This window comes from Pedobacter sp., assembly GCF_045627485.1.
Classification (GTDB): Bacteria; Bacteroidota; Bacteroidia; order Sphingobacteriales; family Sphingobacteriaceae; genus Pedobacter.
In genome coordinates this window covers 1-16,843 of sequence record NZ_JAZQNU010000123.1, presented here as the reverse complement: position 1 = coordinate 16,843, position 16,843 = coordinate 1, and the positions used below count along the sequence as shown (strand labels likewise).

At 39.3% G+C, this 16,843-nt stretch carries 18 protein-coding genes; 12 read left to right on the top strand and 6 right to left on the bottom strand.

The genetic code is table 11. The annotated features are described in order from the left end of the window. Positions 1-61: 61 nt before the first annotated feature. Positions 62-475, bottom strand: a complete 414-nt coding sequence (gene tnpA, locus ACR2F3_RS09460; RefSeq protein ID WP_432709736.1) for an IS200/IS605 family transposase — start codon at positions 473-475, stop codon at positions 62-64. A 43-nt stretch (positions 476-518) separates the two neighbouring features. Here tnpA and ACR2F3_RS09455 point away from each other — a divergent pair, with 43 nt between their 5' ends. The 4 genes from ACR2F3_RS09455 to ACR2F3_RS09440 all read left to right on the top strand — a co-directional run bounded on the left by ACR2F3_RS09455 (position 519) and on the right by ACR2F3_RS09440 (position 4,268). Then, a complete protein-coding gene (locus ACR2F3_RS09455) occupies positions 519-1,823 on the top strand; it encodes an RNA-guided endonuclease InsQ/TnpB family protein (RefSeq protein ID WP_432709735.1) in 1,305 nt (434 codons plus the stop codon). 372 nt (positions 1,824-2,195) lie between these two features. Beyond that, the gene (locus ACR2F3_RS09450; protein ID WP_432709734.1) at positions 2,196-2,555 is read left to right on the top strand and encodes a hypothetical protein; all 360 of its coding nucleotides are present in this window, start codon (positions 2,196-2,198) and stop codon (positions 2,553-2,555) included. A 58-nt stretch (positions 2,556-2,613) separates the two neighbouring features. Continuing rightward, complete coding sequence (locus tag ACR2F3_RS09445; protein ID WP_432709733.1) at positions 2,614-3,105, top strand: hypothetical protein; 492 nt, start codon at positions 2,614-2,616, stop codon at positions 3,103-3,105. Between the two features lie 20 nt (positions 3,106-3,125). After that, the gene (locus tag ACR2F3_RS09440; protein ID WP_432709732.1) at positions 3,126-4,268 is read left to right on the top strand and encodes a hypothetical protein; all 1,143 of its coding nucleotides are present in this window, start codon (positions 3,126-3,128) and stop codon (positions 4,266-4,268) included. A 106-nt stretch (positions 4,269-4,374) separates the two neighbouring features. On the opposite strand, the gene ACR2F3_RS09435 is transcribed toward ACR2F3_RS09440, so the two are convergent. Both ACR2F3_RS09435 and ACR2F3_RS09430 read right to left on the bottom strand, forming a co-directional pair. After that, a complete protein-coding gene (locus tag ACR2F3_RS09435; RefSeq protein WP_432709731.1) occupies positions 4,375-4,881 on the bottom strand; it encodes a hypothetical protein in 507 nt (168 codons plus the stop codon). Positions 4,882-5,028: 147 nt separating this feature from the next. Further along, a complete protein-coding gene (locus ACR2F3_RS09430; protein ID WP_432709730.1) occupies positions 5,029-5,337 on the bottom strand; it encodes a hypothetical protein in 309 nt (102 codons plus the stop codon). A gap of 366 nt (positions 5,338-5,703) precedes the next feature. Here ACR2F3_RS09430 and ACR2F3_RS09425 point away from each other — a divergent pair, with 366 nt between their 5' ends. Further along, positions 5,704-5,916 (top strand): hypothetical protein, encoded by a 213-nt coding sequence (locus ACR2F3_RS09425; protein WP_432709729.1) that lies wholly within the window; start codon positions 5,704-5,706, stop codon positions 5,914-5,916. On the opposite strand, the gene ACR2F3_RS09420 is transcribed toward ACR2F3_RS09425, so the two are convergent. Beyond that, entirely contained in the window at positions 5,913-6,383 is a 471-nt protein-coding gene (locus ACR2F3_RS09420) for a hypothetical protein (protein WP_432709728.1), read from the bottom strand. The two genes, ACR2F3_RS09425 and ACR2F3_RS09420, sit on opposite strands and share 4 nt — an antisense overlap. Beyond that, positions 6,358-6,771: a hypothetical protein gene (locus ACR2F3_RS09415; RefSeq protein WP_432709727.1), complete on the bottom strand. Its 414-nt coding sequence runs from the start codon at positions 6,769-6,771 to the stop codon at positions 6,358-6,360. Before ACR2F3_RS09415 ends, ACR2F3_RS09420 begins: the two co-directional genes overlap by 26 nt. A 144-nt stretch (positions 6,772-6,915) precedes the next feature. Here ACR2F3_RS09415 and ACR2F3_RS09410 point away from each other — a divergent pair, with 144 nt between their 5' ends. The 3 genes from ACR2F3_RS09410 to ACR2F3_RS09400 all read left to right on the top strand — a co-directional run bounded on the left by ACR2F3_RS09410 (position 6,916) and on the right by ACR2F3_RS09400 (position 8,504). Further along, the gene (locus ACR2F3_RS09410) at positions 6,916-7,221 is read left to right on the top strand and encodes a hypothetical protein (protein ID WP_432709726.1); all 306 of its coding nucleotides are present in this window, start codon (positions 6,916-6,918) and stop codon (positions 7,219-7,221) included. Between the two features lie 220 nt (positions 7,222-7,441). Beyond that, on the top strand, positions 7,442-7,906 hold the full coding sequence (locus tag ACR2F3_RS09405) for a hypothetical protein (RefSeq protein WP_432709725.1): 465 nt from the start codon (positions 7,442-7,444) through the stop codon (positions 7,904-7,906). Positions 7,907-8,027: 121 nt separating this feature from the next. After that, positions 8,028-8,504, top strand: a complete 477-nt coding sequence (locus tag ACR2F3_RS09400) for a hypothetical protein (protein WP_432709724.1) — start codon at positions 8,028-8,030, stop codon at positions 8,502-8,504. 5 nt (positions 8,505-8,509) lie between these two features. Here the strand turns inward: ACR2F3_RS09400 and ACR2F3_RS09395 are convergent, their stop codons facing one another. Then, a complete protein-coding gene (locus ACR2F3_RS09395; protein WP_432709723.1) occupies positions 8,510-9,025 on the bottom strand; it encodes a hypothetical protein in 516 nt (171 codons plus the stop codon). Between the two features lie 583 nt (positions 9,026-9,608). Here ACR2F3_RS09395 and ACR2F3_RS09390 point away from each other — a divergent pair. The 4 genes from ACR2F3_RS09390 (at position 9,609) to ACR2F3_RS09375 (ending at position 16,250) form a co-directional block, all read left to right on the top strand. Then, positions 9,609-10,952, top strand: coding sequence for a hypothetical protein (locus tag ACR2F3_RS09390; protein WP_432709722.1), 1,344 nt, complete (start codon positions 9,609-9,611; stop codon positions 10,950-10,952). A 1,860-nt stretch (positions 10,953-12,812) separates the two neighbouring features. Beyond that, positions 12,813-14,141: a replication initiation protein gene (locus tag ACR2F3_RS09385; RefSeq protein ID WP_432709721.1), complete on the top strand. Its 1,329-nt coding sequence runs from the start codon at positions 12,813-12,815 to the stop codon at positions 14,139-14,141. Positions 14,142-14,710: 569 nt separating this feature from the next. After that, complete coding sequence (locus ACR2F3_RS09380; protein ID WP_432709720.1) at positions 14,711-15,772, top strand: hypothetical protein; 1,062 nt, start codon at positions 14,711-14,713, stop codon at positions 15,770-15,772. 112 nt (positions 15,773-15,884) lie between these two features. Continuing rightward, the gene (locus tag ACR2F3_RS09375; RefSeq protein ID WP_432709719.1) at positions 15,885-16,250 is read left to right on the top strand and encodes a hypothetical protein; all 366 of its coding nucleotides are present in this window, start codon (positions 15,885-15,887) and stop codon (positions 16,248-16,250) included. The last annotated feature ends 593 nt before the right edge of the window (positions 16,251-16,843 follow it).

Genomic DNA, 16,843 nt, shown 5'->3' with positions numbered 1-16,843 from the left:
CTATCTTTAAGTGAAAGAGGACTCCACCCGACAGTCAGGGTGGAGGTGAATTTCACAGATTTTAACCTTGTTGGTTTTGAATGTATTTCTTAATAATATCTAAGGGCGCACCACCACACGACCCTGCAAAATATGAGCGTGACCACAAAACAGGTTTTGCATAGCTACCACGTAAATCTAAAAACTCATTCCTCATTCTTCTGCTTGTTACCGATTTTAAATTATTCACCAACTTACTAAGCTGAACAGTTGGTGGGTACTGAATAAGCATGTGAACATGGTCAGCCTCACCATTACATTCTTTTAGTTCTGCATCAAATTCTTTGCAAATCTCAGATACACACTCACTGAAATACTTATGATGTAGATCATTTAGAATTTTCTTTCTGTACTTTGTAATAAATACTAAGTGTACGTGTAAGTTAAAGGCTGAATGGCGGTTTTTATAGATTTCAGTCATTGTGTGATTGTTCATTTAATGATAGTATTTATATATATTAACACATACACACTCATTTATGAAAATCAACAAAGCGTACAAATTTAGGCTTGAGCCTAATGCGGAGCAAGAACTTGTTTTGAACAAGTTGCTTGGCTCTGCACGTTTTGTTTGGAATCAAATTTTAGCTGTTTCGTTCGAGATGCTTGCTAATAATGAGCGAATCAACAAAGTTAATTTGGTTAATAAAATTCCTGAATTACGCAAAAAACCTGAGTGTGCTTTTCTAGAAAACAGTTCAAATGGTGTTTCACTTCAACAAAAAGTTCGTGATCTTGGTGATGCTTGGGGGAAGTTCTTTGACCCGAAAGAGCAAGCTAAGTTAAAGCAAAAACCCTTTAAAGCTAAAAAACCAAAATTCTTTAAATTACCCGATGGTAGTGAAATTCAACTTAGATCATTGATGCCACGATTTAAAAAGAAATCCGATGGGTATGATTCAATTCGCATTGTTCAATTTAATAGGTATTGTTGGGTTAAAGGCAACCAAGTTAAATTACCCAATGATATTGGTATTGTGAAATTTAGAAAATCACAAGATATTTTAGGCGAGATTAAGAACGTCACAATCTCAAAGCATGTCGGTCAATGGTATATCGCTTTTGGTGTTGAAAGCACAATAGAAGCACCGATACACCCATCGAAATCAGCTATTGGTGTTGATCTTGGTATCAATAAATTAGTCACAACGTCAATTGGTCAGGTATTCGACCCGATCAATAGCTTTAAAGCCAATCAGGTAAAGTTAGCTAGACTTCAACGCAAGTTAAGAAAGAAAACTAAGTTTAGCCAAAATTGGAAAAAACTTAATCTAAAAATTAACAAGTTGCATCACCATATTGCCAATATTCGACATGACTACTTGCATAAAGTCACAACAACTCTCAGCAAAAACCACGCAATGATCGTAGTTGAGGACTTAAAAGTAACCAATATGTCGAAGTCTGCAAAAGGCTCAATTGAGAAAAAAGGAAAGAATGTTAAAGCCAAATCAGGCTTAAACAAATCAATCCTAGATCAAGGTTGGTCAATGCTTGTTGATATGTTGGAGTACAAACAGCAATGGCGAGGTGGTTTACTCGTTAAAGTTGACCCCAAATACACAAGTCAGACTTGTAGTTCGTGTGGTCATGTTGCAAAAGAAAACAGGCTCACTCAGGCAAACTTTAGCTGTGTTGAGTGTGGCTTTAGCGAGAATGCGGATATAAACGCTTCTCGCAACATTTTAGCGGTAGGACATACCGTTTTGTCTGTGGAGGGAAGATGCAGTAAAGGTCGCCCTGCGAAGCAGAAAGCAAGTGAAATCCGTGAGGAAGTCGCCTAAGAGCTTTTGCTTTTAGAATCCCCTACTTGAACATCGTGAAAGTGGTGGGAGTATGTCAATACACAATGAGCTAAATCTTCTGCCAACAAATACGGTTTCTTTTGTTATACTGCTTTGCGCTGGGTATGGATGCCTACAGAGAGAGATGATCGGGTTGATCAGGATCTTATTGGCTGATGTTATTTTTGCTGCGACCGGCTTCTCCGGTTTTACGCAAACAACATCCGCAAGAGGCAGGGAAGCCTCCACCCATCAGCAGATATTGCCCTCAACGAAATAAGCGAAATTCCGGCACTTCTCCCGTAGAACCACAAAATCCCGATATACTGTTCATAGCCAAAAAATAATAAAAACTGGCAAAAAAGGACAGATATGGAGAATATTGAGTACATCGATCTCAATCAAGATAACAGCATTCACCTTTTTATTGAAGAATTTCAGGAATGCAGACATGAAATGAGCGAAGTCCAGCGCGAGATCCTTGCGCAGCTTTGCTTTATTGCCGTCCTGAATAATAGAAATATTTCCAAGCTGCTTCTCGAACTGTCACGCCGTAGCCCCGAAGACTATTACCTGAATCTCAGAGAGCTGATCAATTTCTGTTTTTGTGAAAAACATAAAATACCGCCCCGAAAAATCCTGTTTCTGCCCGAGGAAAAAGAGCTGCTGATTCTCAGCCTGCAACTCATCAAGCTACGAGCTTCCTTCTATATTTTCTGTTTTGTTTTTTAATGTGTTTTGGATATTTATTTGATATGATTAAAATATATCAAAATAAAGCAAAACTAATATGAATAAGCATACTCAGCCATTTAAATTCGACTTAAGTGCAGAATTGAGCCATATCGCCTTTAGCACCAATCAGTATCACAATACCCACTTCACCGCCAAGACGGTCGGAAAAGACTGGATTGAGCGTCATATCAGCCTGCCGACTTTTATTCTTAATGCACTGAATTATCCGATCTTACTTGAGTGCCTGCAGCAGCACGACCACCACTCCGATCACCAGCAGATCATCAAGCAGCTTCATGCACTGGTGGCCGACCCACCGCACAGCGCAACAGACGAGCTAAGCTACTGGATGGTGGACGTACCAGCTGAAGATTTTATGCCGGTCATGCAACACCTGATGGCGCTAGATATTGATCCCGCCAGCCTTGACCCGAAGTTCAAAACCAGCCTGAATAAAATGCAAAGCTTAAGTGGCTTGGGAATCAACAGTAAAGCAGATTATCTGGATGCCATGCTACTCACCCAACAAAGCTTACCGGCCAGTTAAAATAATTAAAGGCGATAATCATGATTAGAGCAGATATTCAGGTCTGTATCGATATACTCTCAGATACCTCCCCTTCACTGAAAAATATTCAGAATATTATTGTGGACAGCAATCTCTACCTGAAAGAGATTCAAGCCGACTTAAACAGTGCCAACAATAAAGATTCGCTGCAAAGACGGATTGCCCTGCTAAGCATCAAGGTGAACAAGCAGAAAATCCGCTCCAAAATTTTCTCATTTTATGAAATGCTGGAACACGCCCTAAAAAATGCAGTGATCACCCATAATAGTTTTAAAACCGCATTAAGCCTGCTGCAAGCCTATCAGAATGAAATTCAGGACACGGTAGAACATCACAAGCTTGAGCAGATCATTGCGATCAATCTACTCAAGCTGCAAAACATGGAACAGCAAATCGAATTCGCAAAACAACATCTTGAACTGCTTAAGGATGTGCGTAACTTCAAATCCTTTCACATCAATAACGCTGTGACCAGCTTTGAGGCAATCGAAGATTACAGCCTGCAACCCAAGGAACTTTTTGCTGAAATCCTGCAAAGGGTGCGCCAGCTCAACCGGAATTTGGAGCTGCTGCACAGTCTGAGCAAAATCAGTTGCTATGTCGTGCTGGTGCTGGTGGCCTTCTCCCTGATTAATATGGAACTCTCCATCTCTGCGGAAAGCTGGCTCGGCTCCATCATCCGCTCGAATTTATTTTATAACTTCTTTAATGGCTACTACATCGAGATCATGTGCATGCCTGTGGTATTCATACTTTTTAAAAAGTACGGCATTCCATATATAGAAAAGATAAAAAACGGGGGGAAAATAGGCTTCAAACAATCCCTGCTCATTGGATTCTGGATGCTGGCGATCAATGCAGTGATAGGATTGCTAATTAAATACAAAACCTCAATGGTGGCGCTGCATGAGGTATTTATCAGCCATCCCGCTACCTTGCAAAAATATACAGATGCTGCTGTGATCATCAATACTCAAAGTATTAATAATCTCGCAATCGGGATCTCTATCCTGTTTTCGATCGCGGCTACCTTGATCTACTTTATAGTTAGCCGAAAGTTAAAGCCACTCACCAGTGCCATGCATCAGGTAGAAGCACTGGCAGAGGAAGAAATCAATCAAAAGATTGGATCGATGCCCTGATGATTAAAGCGCAGAAAAAAAGCCTCTATTGACAAGCCCCTCTGAAAATCGGTTGAAAAGATTGCATTAGGATATAAAAAAGCCTTCATAATTGAAGGCTTTTTTATTATTTAGATACCGCAAAACTTTGAGATAATTTTTTCTTTAGTTCATCACGAATGTTAATCATGTCACGAATGAAATATTTTTCTTCAAATTTAAGTGTATGCCAGTCCTGTAGGCAATCAGGCTGATCTAAGGTGATGATTGCTTGGTGTGTGTCAAATCCTAGATCATTAGTTTCAAAGGTTAATTTGCAGTAAATAACGCTGCTTACATCTAACTTTGATTGATTCCACCATAGAAAATGCTCGATAGCCGAATTGACAACCGATTCATAATTGTCGAATAAGTTATTAAGATCAATTAGGTCATTTAGTCTTTTTTTTGCCAATTTACTTAGTTGGTCTTTAGCCCATAAAGGCACACGATCTGATCTATGCCAATTTTGAACAGCCTGTCTAGTTATGGCATTTCCATCCAAACCATTTAGATTTTTTGCAATTTGGCTCATCCAAGAATCACCAAACAATGCCGTACCAATAGTTTCAATCACTGTTTTATCTTTAATCATTTTCTAATCTACCTAGTAGCAATAGACCGCAACAATTTGCTGTCTTATTAAGCATAATACTACATTTGTAGTATTTTTAAAACATTAAATTCCCCCTATACGATTAAACCCCTCAAAAAAATCAACTGTTTTTCGGAGGGGCTTGCTCTATTGAGGCTCTTTTTTTTCTCTATACCACTGATTTTTTCTGCGGCTATTGTGCTTCCAGCTCTTTTCAAGCTTATAAGAATAGCTAGGAAAATCATCATTCACATGCGCCAGTGCTCGACCTCTCGCCTTGCGTAGCTTGACCGGATACTCACGCAGTTCAATCTTATGCTGAAAATAGCATGCCTTTTCCTGCTTGGTGCTGAACTTGCGAATACAGTGATTACGCAAGCGCAGGTAGCGCATCACAGAAATTCCCCAAAAAGTTACGAGAGCCTTTTGGCGATACTGGTTTTTTAACTTCTTCATTTCCGGTTCCTAAGTAAAAATACTTAGAACACGGCAAACTTCCGATTTTTAATTTTCATCATGATCCTTTTTTCAATAGCTTTATTTTAACAGTAAATTTTTAAACTGGCGGCCTTTTTCTGTTTTTTGGGTACAAATACACCGGCAGGGCCAAACCGATACTTTGTTATTTAAATAGGAAATTAGCCAGAATAAAGCTGTTATTTATTTATTTTAATAGTAAAGCCCTGTTTCCCGTTCCTACCTGCCTGCCGCCATCTGTAAAAAATAAATGCATTTTTTCGGCCGTTTTATACTTTTGGATTTTTTAAATCTAAAAATAGTATTTCATATAAAACAATAATAATTATTAAAACCGGTAAGAACGTGACAGTTAAAAGATTGACAAAAAGAGAGATCTTGAATGATATGGCTAGGAATGTCATCAAACCCAGCCAGCGTAAAGATGCAGAACTGGCCTCAAATTATCTGAACAAGCTCATTCTTGAGGGCCGGATGGATTTTCGGGAAGCCAAGATCAAGATCCTGACTCATTTTAATATTACTGAACGCGAACTGATGAACAAGTATGAAGCTTAAGGTTTCAGCGTCATCAGCTTTTTAACAGCCAGAATCACATCACCGTAGGCTCGCCTGAATTCCGCCGTTGCCGGTCTGGTCGATCCGACATAGGCCTGAAATACCTTGCCGCTTAAATGAGCCTCTATCAAAGCCTCATCCAGCTCTATCGGTAAAATCACCATTCTGGGCAAATTGCTTAAGGTCTGAGCAAGGAAGTCCAAGGCTCCTAGATCCATTTCCTTTTTTTGATAGCTCGCCAAGAGCGATTCCAATAATTCCTGCTGCAATATAATTGAAGGCTGCATAACCACAATAGGGTGCAGAGTCTGTCCTGCTTTCCACAGTGCATGAATACGATGCAGGGCCTCAAATGAGCGTTCACAGAATTTATTCTGCTGGGTTGCCGCCTCACAGAGATCAAACAGGATCTCTGTGGGAATAACAATAGGGTTGGTCTGATCAACAGGATTGAGCATCAGCTTCACTCATGACAAGTTTAAGTTTTTTATATTCGTCCAGACCAAATATCCCCGTATCAATAAAGGTGGCTTCATAACGCGCCAACAGCAGATATATCAGCAATATTTCACAAGTAACTCCCTCCTCCTGCTCCAAGGCATCCGTCAGGGCTACATGGGTAAGCGCAAGCTTTTCCCGCAAGTCATCATCATTGACACCGGCTTCATGCTCGAAATTCAGAAACAGGGCCAGTTCAATCACCTCTATCAGTACACAGAATTCATTCAGATTACAGCCCTCACCATTGAGCACCTGCTCTCGGGTGTGACTGCATAAGTAGGCAAATATATTGATAGCATCAAGCTGATCATTATTTAAAAGGCTGGGCATATCAAAGGGCTGGGTAAAAATCATGGTCTTATCCTTATCTTGTTTTATTTATTATAACATTAATATATCTTAAGTATTTTAATACAGAGAAAAACTAACTTTAAACCCCTATTAATCTTAATGGAATTTAGTTGTGTTATAAATTAAAAAAAAGTTGAGCTTAGCAATATGAAAAATAAAGACGAACGCTCTCAAGCCAATATGTTCATGATGGTCAGCCTAGATAAAAATCTGGTATTGATCAAAAATGAAGGCAAGAGCATTGCCAGAAACGTCAGGATAACCATCGAATCCCATGATCAGCAGCCGATACTGGTTAGAGCGGAAATTGAAAAAGCTCAAATTAACTATATGCCGGATGCCTCATTGAAATTACAGACCAATCCCCTCTCCAAAGGCTATTTTAAAACAACGGTAACTTGGGCTGATGATTTCAGAGAAAATAACGAGCAGGTTTTTCACCTGTACCGCTAATAGAAAATAAATAACTCGATTGCTTATAAACGCAAGCTGCCTAGAAAAGAACTTTAATAATAAAGCTCATTGAAAATAATCAAGCCTTTCCTTTTGCATTTATTTTTTTGATTTTTTCCAATGGTATAATAACCATAAGCCAAATAAATAATTAAAGCTTACTTTAGACCGTCAAATTCCGACCCAGAGCTAAAGCAGGCACAATAAAAAGGAAAGAACAATGAAAGAAAATCACGCGATATCCCTAAGTAAAATGCTGGTACCTTTTAACGATCTCAAACACAGCTACCACCCTGCTGATGCAGGCCTGCATATTGAACGAAAAAACGCTTATCACAACAAAGTGGTACTGGTAGGCACCAGCACTACCGAAGTCCTTGCCTTTTTATGGCATAAGCTCAACAAAGGCAGCGTCACGCTAATCCAAGGACGCAGACACCGGATTCTTCTGTCTGCACAAAATCATGCAGGCGTAATGCATCTGGATCTTCAGGTTAAAGTAGAACGTGAAACTAACGTCTTTATCGTTGAAACCCTGCTCACACCCCAATCTGGCGCACAGAAAACCAACCAAGGTAACTTTGAATACGCCGTCCTTGAAACCCTACGTTCAGCAGAACTGCTCAGCATGCGCAATCTGATTGAGAACTTCAACAACTCCTGCCAACCTTGCTACATGAACTGAAATACCAGTCAGGCTTCCCAATCAAATCCTAAGCGGCATTCCATGTCGCTTCTTTTTTTTCTGCCAGCATTTTCCCTGTAGCTCTACTTTAAAATAGAGGAAAGCTCATGAATATAAAAAAATGAAAATGAACCTTCGCGAGGTTTGCGGTGCAATGTTATGCGGCACACTCCACCCCTTTCCCTATGCTTTGCTGAAAACACCGCAGATCCGGCTCAGTGATGAACAATGTGACCTGATCTTGCAGTATGCTCATGGCGACTGCCATTTGTGGACTATTACCCTGCTGGAAGAATGTGCCGATCTAGATGTGGTTGTTTTTCTGCATGATCACAATATCATTCACAGCGCAGCCGGCTGCCTGTCCAGCAACCTGTTTTTTGATGCCAACGGCATCCAGACACTTGAAGCCATCCAGTGTTACTGGAAGAAAATCACCCACAGCAAACCCGAGGTGAAAAAAGTTAATCTTGAAAAAATGTATGGGTTGATTTCACCAGAACCGGAAGAAATCTCAGATACCCGTAAAGATATTGTATTCTGGCTGGACACTTATGAGCTTACCTCCACTCCCTACCCTCAAGCGGCAGGTTATTAGTTCCGTTATCCAATGGTGGTGGTGGTGGCTAAATTCAGCACCCTATCATTATGCTGCTTGATAAGCTGATCAAGTATTTCCTGATCCAATTGGAGCGCATCTTCTAGCGCGTCATTCTTTTGATACCAGACGTTATACTTCGGCACATACATGGTAGCAAGCTCTAAAAACAAACCTTGAGCAACCTCCTCACAAAACAAACTCAGCTCAAAGGTTTTGCCATCGCGATCTGTCGCAATACCATCGCGAGGTGTATTTTTCCCAAAATAAATAAAGATATTGCGATTTACCATTTTCTCAAGTTTGGGATTGGGCACCAGTAACGAATAATAACCGCTCATCGCATGAGCTGAAAACTCAACATTAAACGCAGATACCACCACTTTCCTGTCCAACAGATTCAAGTGGCTATATGCCCCATATTGCTTCGCACCCTGACGAAATCGCTCCCACAGGTCATAAAAATCAAGTGCCTCAGCCCCATTTCTAGGACTCACAATTATTTTTGTATAGACGCTCATAGCATCATCCTTTATTTATTTTTTTGTTTATTATACTTCATCTTGGGATGAATCAAGCAATCATACACCCAATAAAAGTATATATAAAGTATATACCTATGCCAGATATCCGAGCCACGCATGCTGCTGAAAAAGCCGCTTAAATGCGGTGGATCTAAAAAATTTTGAACTACGCAAATCCCCTCTTTTAAGTATATATAAAGTATATACCTTTTATGCGAACTTCTATAACTCATACTGATTTGCAAAAAAAATAAACAGAGGTTTTTTCTTTATAATCTCCTTATCAACCCATTATAAAAACAGGTCAGTCCTCATGAGCACCAATGGCATAATTACAGTGATATCCAATGAGCACAACATTGTCACATATCTCAACCACAGCGATTCTTATCCCGCCCAACTCGGCAGCAGTATCGCCAAGCAATTAAAATCCCTATACGCAGAGTAGATTACTATCATTAAAAATATAGACAAAAGACACCAAACATATACAATATATATATGTTTTTATTAAATATTTTAACACAAGGTTTTGCTTCTTTTGAAACTAACCCGCATCCACCACTGTAAAAACTTGAATGTGCAAAAGTACAAACAGCTTGAGAAACAAGCTGTTTTACTTGGTCGTGTTCGTAGTGAGGTGTGGGCTAAATATGGTTCTATTTCAGGTCTGAATGTCAGCGATAGGACTATTCGTGATGCGTGGATGAAAGAAGGTCGTGACTTTGGTGTTTCTGCAAATGCGTGGAAAGAAACGCTACGTGATTGCATAGGTGATATTAAAGCCTATCGAGAAGCATCAAAAGAAAAGGTAAAACAAGCAATCCGAAAAAGAACGACATGCGATAAGGAATTAAAAAGACTATACACGTTGCTTAAAAAAGACGAGTGGGCTACTGATAATTTCCTCCATCGTCAAATGCGTAAACACTTTAGGCATGGCGTAAATCACACGTATAATCAGATTATTGTTCGTGCGGATATGTGTAAAACCTTTGAGTTAAATGGTCAATGTTGGCTTAAAGTACCAAGCCTAATCCCTCGACAAACCATTAAAATCCCATTAAATACGACTGTTGATTTTGCACCGCAAGGCACATTAAGAATTATTCTAAAAAATGGCAATATTGAAGTTCATTCAACCTATGATGCAGTTGAAACACAAGATTGTGGCACAGCAACCGTAGGCGTTGATAAAGGGTACTCAGAAGCTTTTGTGGACTCTGATGGCGATGTATATGGGAGTGGTCTAGGCAAGCTGATCTCAAGTGAATCAGATTATTTAAATCAAAAGTACAAGCACAGAAACAAGCTCAGAGCGATTGCCAAATCTAAACCACACAAGAAACAGAAAATTGAGTTAAATAATCTAGGTCGCAAGAAGCTAGATAAAAGGCAAGATGCTCAGAAAGCAAAGCTCAAGACATTGATCTTTACAGCTACCCACCGATTAGTTGATAAGGCTAAGGTTATTGTGGCTGAGGATTTAACATCACCAATTCAAAGTAAGCGGAACTATGGTAAAAACACCAATAGACGCTTAAATACATGGGTTAAAGGCTTATTAGCTGATGCCCTAACAGGTATATCTCACCGTAGAGGTTCTACGGTGCATCTAGTCAATTCTGCATACACTTCGCAAAGTGATTCTTTCTTACGTGGGCTTTTAATAGGCACACGCAAGGGAGATCGCTTTCATCGTTTTAATGAGGAAGTTGTGCAAGCTGATTGGAATGCTGCGAGAAACGTGCTTGCAAGATTAAACGACAATGAGATAAGTCGTTATACGCCTTACAAGACTGTAAAGCGCATATTGCAAGAACGGACTGACCGCTATAAGTCGGAACTGACCGACTCAGGCTCTAGTTACACGCTTGGCAACAAGACATTAACAGAGTGCGAATTAGTCCTTGACCATGTTTGACTACATTTTAAGGAACAGATGCCACTCAACCAGCTTTCACAAAGGATCTGAATATGCCAGTCCAGTCGGAGCATATTCAGATATCAATCGATGAAAAGTGATCACAGGTATTGGACTTGAATGAAGCTGTAGTCAAGTCCAATAGCGTTCAAAGTATTCCTGTTCGGGAAATAATTTTTTTGATATATTTTAACCAATCACCAGATGTATTGGTAAGCGGATTTTTTAGCACTGTTGAGCTGTGGATAACTCTTAGAATTTGAATTTATTTTCTGGTTTTAAACATTCACTCTTTTTTTCTTGATTTGTTGTCTAATTTCCTCGTATTTCAATTTTTACTAAAACCATGTGTGGTTGCTTGGAAAAACTTTTTTAGCCCCCTTAAAACGCAAACCAAGCGCATTTAGAGCATATTTATAATTTGATTCTTGGTGTCTGTTCGCTTTTTTAATAGTAAGTTAATTCTATTTTTTAAATTTAAATTCACTACTTATTTTCTTAAAAAAGTAGTAAGTAAATTTGTTTATTTAGGCCGTCCTGTATTCCTTTACCCACAAGGCTTTCAAGGTTTTTAGGTGTAGAAATCCACCCCCTATAAGTGTAGAGATTCACCCCCTCCTGTGGATAACTCATAAAAATAGTATGTTAAATAGGGTTATTTTTGTATAGCTAGAAAGAAATCCTGTCTTAAGGTGTAGAAATTCACCCCCTTAAAGGTGTAGAAATTCACTCCCTCTTTTAATTGAGCGTTATAAGTCATTTTCAGGGACTAACCATTACGAATAACGACTTAAGGTGTAGAAATCCACCTCCCAAAGGTGGAGAGATTCACTCCCCTTACCTGCAAGGGCAATAATTATTTTTTTAGAGCTTAAACCAGAGCATATAACGGGCTTAAGGTGTAGAAATTCACCCTCCTTAAACTGTTTTCTGGCTTAAAGGTGTAGAAATTCACCCCCTTCCAATAGTTCAAAAGAGATCCTTAAAGGCCTTGAGGTGTAGAGATTCTAGGATTCATAATTATTTAATACCCAAAGGTGTAGAGATTCACCCCCTTTTAATCCCAAACATCAATCTATATATAGCTTATAGGTGTAGGGATTCTAGGTTTTTGGTCGTTTCCTAATCATAAGTGTAGGGATTCACCGACATCACAGACTTGTACGTTAAGACTAGATTTTAAAGGTGTAGAAATTCACCCCCTCTGAACGTCCAAATGAGATCTCTATAAGGCTTGAGGTGTAGGAATTCTAGGGTTCAAGGCTATTTAATATTCAAAGGTGGAGGGATTCACCGACATCACAGACTTGTACGTTAAGACTAGATTTTAAAGGTGTAGAAATTCACCCCCTCTAAACGTCCAAATGAGATCTCTATAAGGCTTGAGGTGTAGGAATTCTAGGATTCAAGGCTATTTAATATTCAAAGGTGGAGAGATTCACCCCCCTTTAACCCTAAATATCAGCCTGTATAAGGCTTATAGGTGTAGAGATTCTGGGAAATAGGTCTAGTTTATAGGTGTAGACCCCCTCTTTAGAGCACCAAATATACCTTGACTGCAGTTTACTGGAGAATATCACTCTTATTTTATGAATCCGTATGTTTACAGGTGTAGAAATTCACCCCCTTTAAGCTTCAACAGTAGTCCATATAAGGCTTATAGGTGTAGAGATTCTAGGAATTAAGCTCTTAGGTGTAGAAATCCACCCCCTTTAATAGTCCAAATGAGATCTCTATAGGGCTTGAGGTGTAGGGATTCTAGGTTTTTGATTATTTCTTAATCATAAGTGTAGGAAATCATTTTTGACACCTACACTTTTTTTATGTATAAATGCTTTTTATTTGAAAAAGATAAAATCAATGAAAAAAGAAGAAGTGGATGATTTTCCTGTATTCAGTATCACAAATTCCACGGATTTGAATATTGTAAAAACGGATCAATCGTTCGTTCACATCAAGCACAATATCACTATTCGCCAGTACAAATTTTGGCACCTAATTATTAAATCTTTTGGTGAACAGCTTGAGAACGGAATTGAACCGGATAGTAATGGATTTTTTTATCAGTCCATTAAAGAGATTTCTGATTTCATTGGTTACGAAGTCGTTCGCTCGGAATTGAAAAACGATCTAGAGGGCTTGAGGGTTGCCCCCATTGTCGTCAATTATCTCGAAAAGGACGGCTTGCCTGCTGAGCACTTCATGGGTTTTATCAGTGAATATAAAGTTCTTAGTAAAAGGGTTGGCTTCCGATTACCCTCTGTAATAGAAAATATCGTCAGAAATAAACAACAGAATCAGCAAATGTTCCTTTTATTGAATTGGAATATCTTTAACAGTTTCTCAGGCAAATACGAAGCAATCATCTACAAGTTATGCCGAGATTATATTGGTATCGGCCGCACCCCCAACTTTACTCTTGAGAAATACAGAGAATATATGGGTATTGAGGAAACCGAGTATAAGGAATTTAAAGAACTTAACCGATGGGTTATTAAAAAGCCCGTTGCTGAACTCAATAAAAGCGAGCTTTGTGACATCGAGATTGATGTGGAATTTGAAAAAAAAGGAAGAAGCGTAGTCGGGCTGCATTTTAAAGTTAAATATGCTCGACAAAACCTTCTGAATTTGCCCCTTACACTGGATGATTCAGCATTCAAAGATACCTTAATCAATATACCTGTTCCTGATCAGCGTAAGTATTTAGACCAATTTGAAAGTAAAGAGATCTACGAAAGTATTGCTAGGGCAAACGCTTATATTAATGACTTAAAATCGAAAGGCAAAGAAGCTAAGATCGGTGCCATTTATCACAAAGCTATCAGTGAGCGCTGGGGCTTAACGCAATTAGAAGAAGGCATCTTAAAACAAAGAGAAAATGAGGAAAAACTCAAGAAGCAGAATCAAGAAAAGCAGAAACAAAAAGATCAAGAACTTGAAGAAGCTCAACGCAAAGAACAAGATGAAAAACTTCTGTTTGAATTCTTAGCAATGGATGATGAGACTAAACACCACTTTATCGTGAAGATGCTCGACAATTTAAAGAAAATAAAAGTTATTCACGCTTCAATGTGGGATTTATATAATGAGTATGGCTTCGATGCACATAACCACTCTGGGGCATTTAAAGGCAATCTGATTGCAGCCATCAAAGAACACATGAATCTCATGGAAGAAATACAACGGTGAACTTTTTTGAACCAGTGTAACCCTAGAGATACCAGATCACCTGTTAAGTAAGAATTTCCCATTTTTGGGAGATTTTTTTTAGCACCTGTTTCGTGATTGATTTTGCAGCCTATGGAGAGTAAAGAATATATTCTCCTAGTTCTAAGATATATACAAGGTATATACTTTGTTGCAAGTAGCCTAACAAATTGTGCCAAATCAAGCATCGCATCATCTCGATAACTACCTATGGCTGATCAGCCCAAAAAGCTTAAGGTATATAGAAAGTATATACCTTAGTGCGGCCGGTACATTTGCACAGAATCAGCTTAAGTATTGTCATCCTATATGAGAAACAGGATCTTAATCTGGATACCAGTTCAATTGATCAAGCCGCAGCAGTAATCGCACCATGGATGAAATCAGCCACCATCCTTAAGGTATATAGAAAGTATATACTTTGTTGGCCGCAAGGTATATATTTTACACATACCAGCGAAGACAAATATTCTATTAAAATTCTTGTTTTTAAAGTCTTTTAGTTGATTATTGTTATAATTACTTAAAACAAGAATATTCAAAATGACCTTATGAAAAAATCAAGCCTCACCCATTCCGAATTGTCCAGCCTTGCTGAAAAATGGCTAAAACGCAGCTTTTCCCAAAACGGGCATGGCTGCCATGTGGCTTTCACTGAAGGATGCAGCAGAGGCGAAAATGCAGATGTCATCGGTTTCAGGCACAGCACCCCTCACCAAGGCTCTGTCGTAATCGAAGTTAAAGTCAGTCGCGCTGACTTCTTAAGGGATCGCAAAAAAGGTCATCGGCTTGACCATAACACCGGTATGGGTCGATGGCGGTATTATATGTGCCCTCAAGAATTGCTTCAGCCTGTCGATCTGCCGGAGGGTTATGGTTTGCTCTGGGTTACTGATCAAAAAAGAATACAGGTGATTTGCGGGGCCTTAGAAGGCACGAAATTGGCGCAGACAGCGCGTGATGAAAAATTCGAGCAATATTGCTTTGAGCAGCACAATGAACTCAAAGAACAGAGCCTGCTTATCCGCATGATTACCCGTTTCAACGAATTTAACGATATGCTGCAGATTCAGCGCGAATATAATCGGCTCAGCCAAAAAAATATGCAGCTCAGCAGCACCAATCAGCAGCTACAGAAAGAAAATAATCTGAATCACAGGTTGAGGAGTGATTATCTGTCTGCTTACCTACAGGCAAGCTACACTCTGCATCAAAATGGCCTAAAAGATGATTTCTGTTTGGACTTCCATCCAATAGAGGGCTTAAAGGCTATGCAGGGCCTAGAATCCATTGTTCAGGCGCAATACAAAAACAATCCAGACAAGCTAGGCTATCTGACATTTATTCAAAACAAAATCAAGAAAGCTAGATTTGAACTGGCGCTCAGTCTGGTCTATATCTGCAAGATGAGTTACAGAGTCAATCTGAGTAATGCGGATGTGCTGCTAATACATGATCACAACCAATTTGAAAGCCAGCAGCTCTCATGTGACTGTCGTGTCGATTCTAATCTGGAGCAGCTTATCAGAGCCGATCTTATTCAGGTATCAGGGCCGGATCTGTACTGTGCAGGCACAAAATTCAAACTACTCGCTGAGCGATATTTTACTTGAAGTTAGGCACCGGTCTTAGCAGAACAGGTTTATTTTTTAACATTATTTACCGGTCTTTGTTTCATGATAAAATGACGGCCAACAACAACCACATAAATAAAGGAAATTTTTTATGATTAGCAGGCTAAAAAAACTTATTAAAAGCCCCCACCCTGCTTGCCCTGCAATCACAAAAGAATGGTACCTAGTACCTCTTGAGGCAGTAAAAAGCATTTATAAGCTTCATGGCCTTGCAACTGTGGATTATAGTAATTACCGCATTCTAGAACAGATAGTTGCGAAAGGAATTACCTTGGATGCACCCAAAGTAGAATACGGAAGCATTTCTTTACCAAAAACAATGGTTGATAACCTTGTGACGGAGTTCCGAGAAATTCGGGTAGCGTATGAAGATATGAAAGAATTAGGCAAAATCCTTGACGCTTTGGAAGCGAAGGAAAAACTTATTAATACGCCTGCTTTTGGACAAACCTGCTGAAAGCAGTCACAAGCTCTTAAAAAGTATATACAAGATATATACTTTGAAAAAAGCGACTGGAAAGACGAGTCGCTTAACATTCTATCCAAGTATTCAGGTATATAGAAAGTATATACTTTACTGCAAGCAACCTATGCTTTGAGCCACCTTGATCCTTGCGCCGTTTCAATAACCTACCTATGGCTGACCAACCCTGAAAATTTAAGGTATATAGAAGGTATATACTTTGCTGCAAGCAACCCATGCTTTAAGCCACCTTAATCCTTGCGCCGTTTCAATAACCTACCAATGCCTGATCAGTCCTGAAAGATTAAGGTATATAGAAAGTATATACCTTGGTATAGCCTGTATAGTTGCACAGAACCAGCTTAAGCATTGTCATGTTATAAGATAGACAGGATCTGATCTGGATACTGGTTCAACCGGTTAAGCCGCATCAGTGAGCGCACCATGGCTGAAATCGGCTACCGTCCTTAAGGTATATAGAAGGTATATACTTTGCTGCAAGCAACCCATGCTTTGAGCCACCTTGATCCTTGCGCCGTTTCAATAACCTACCTATGGCTGACCAACCCTGAAAATTTAAGGTATAT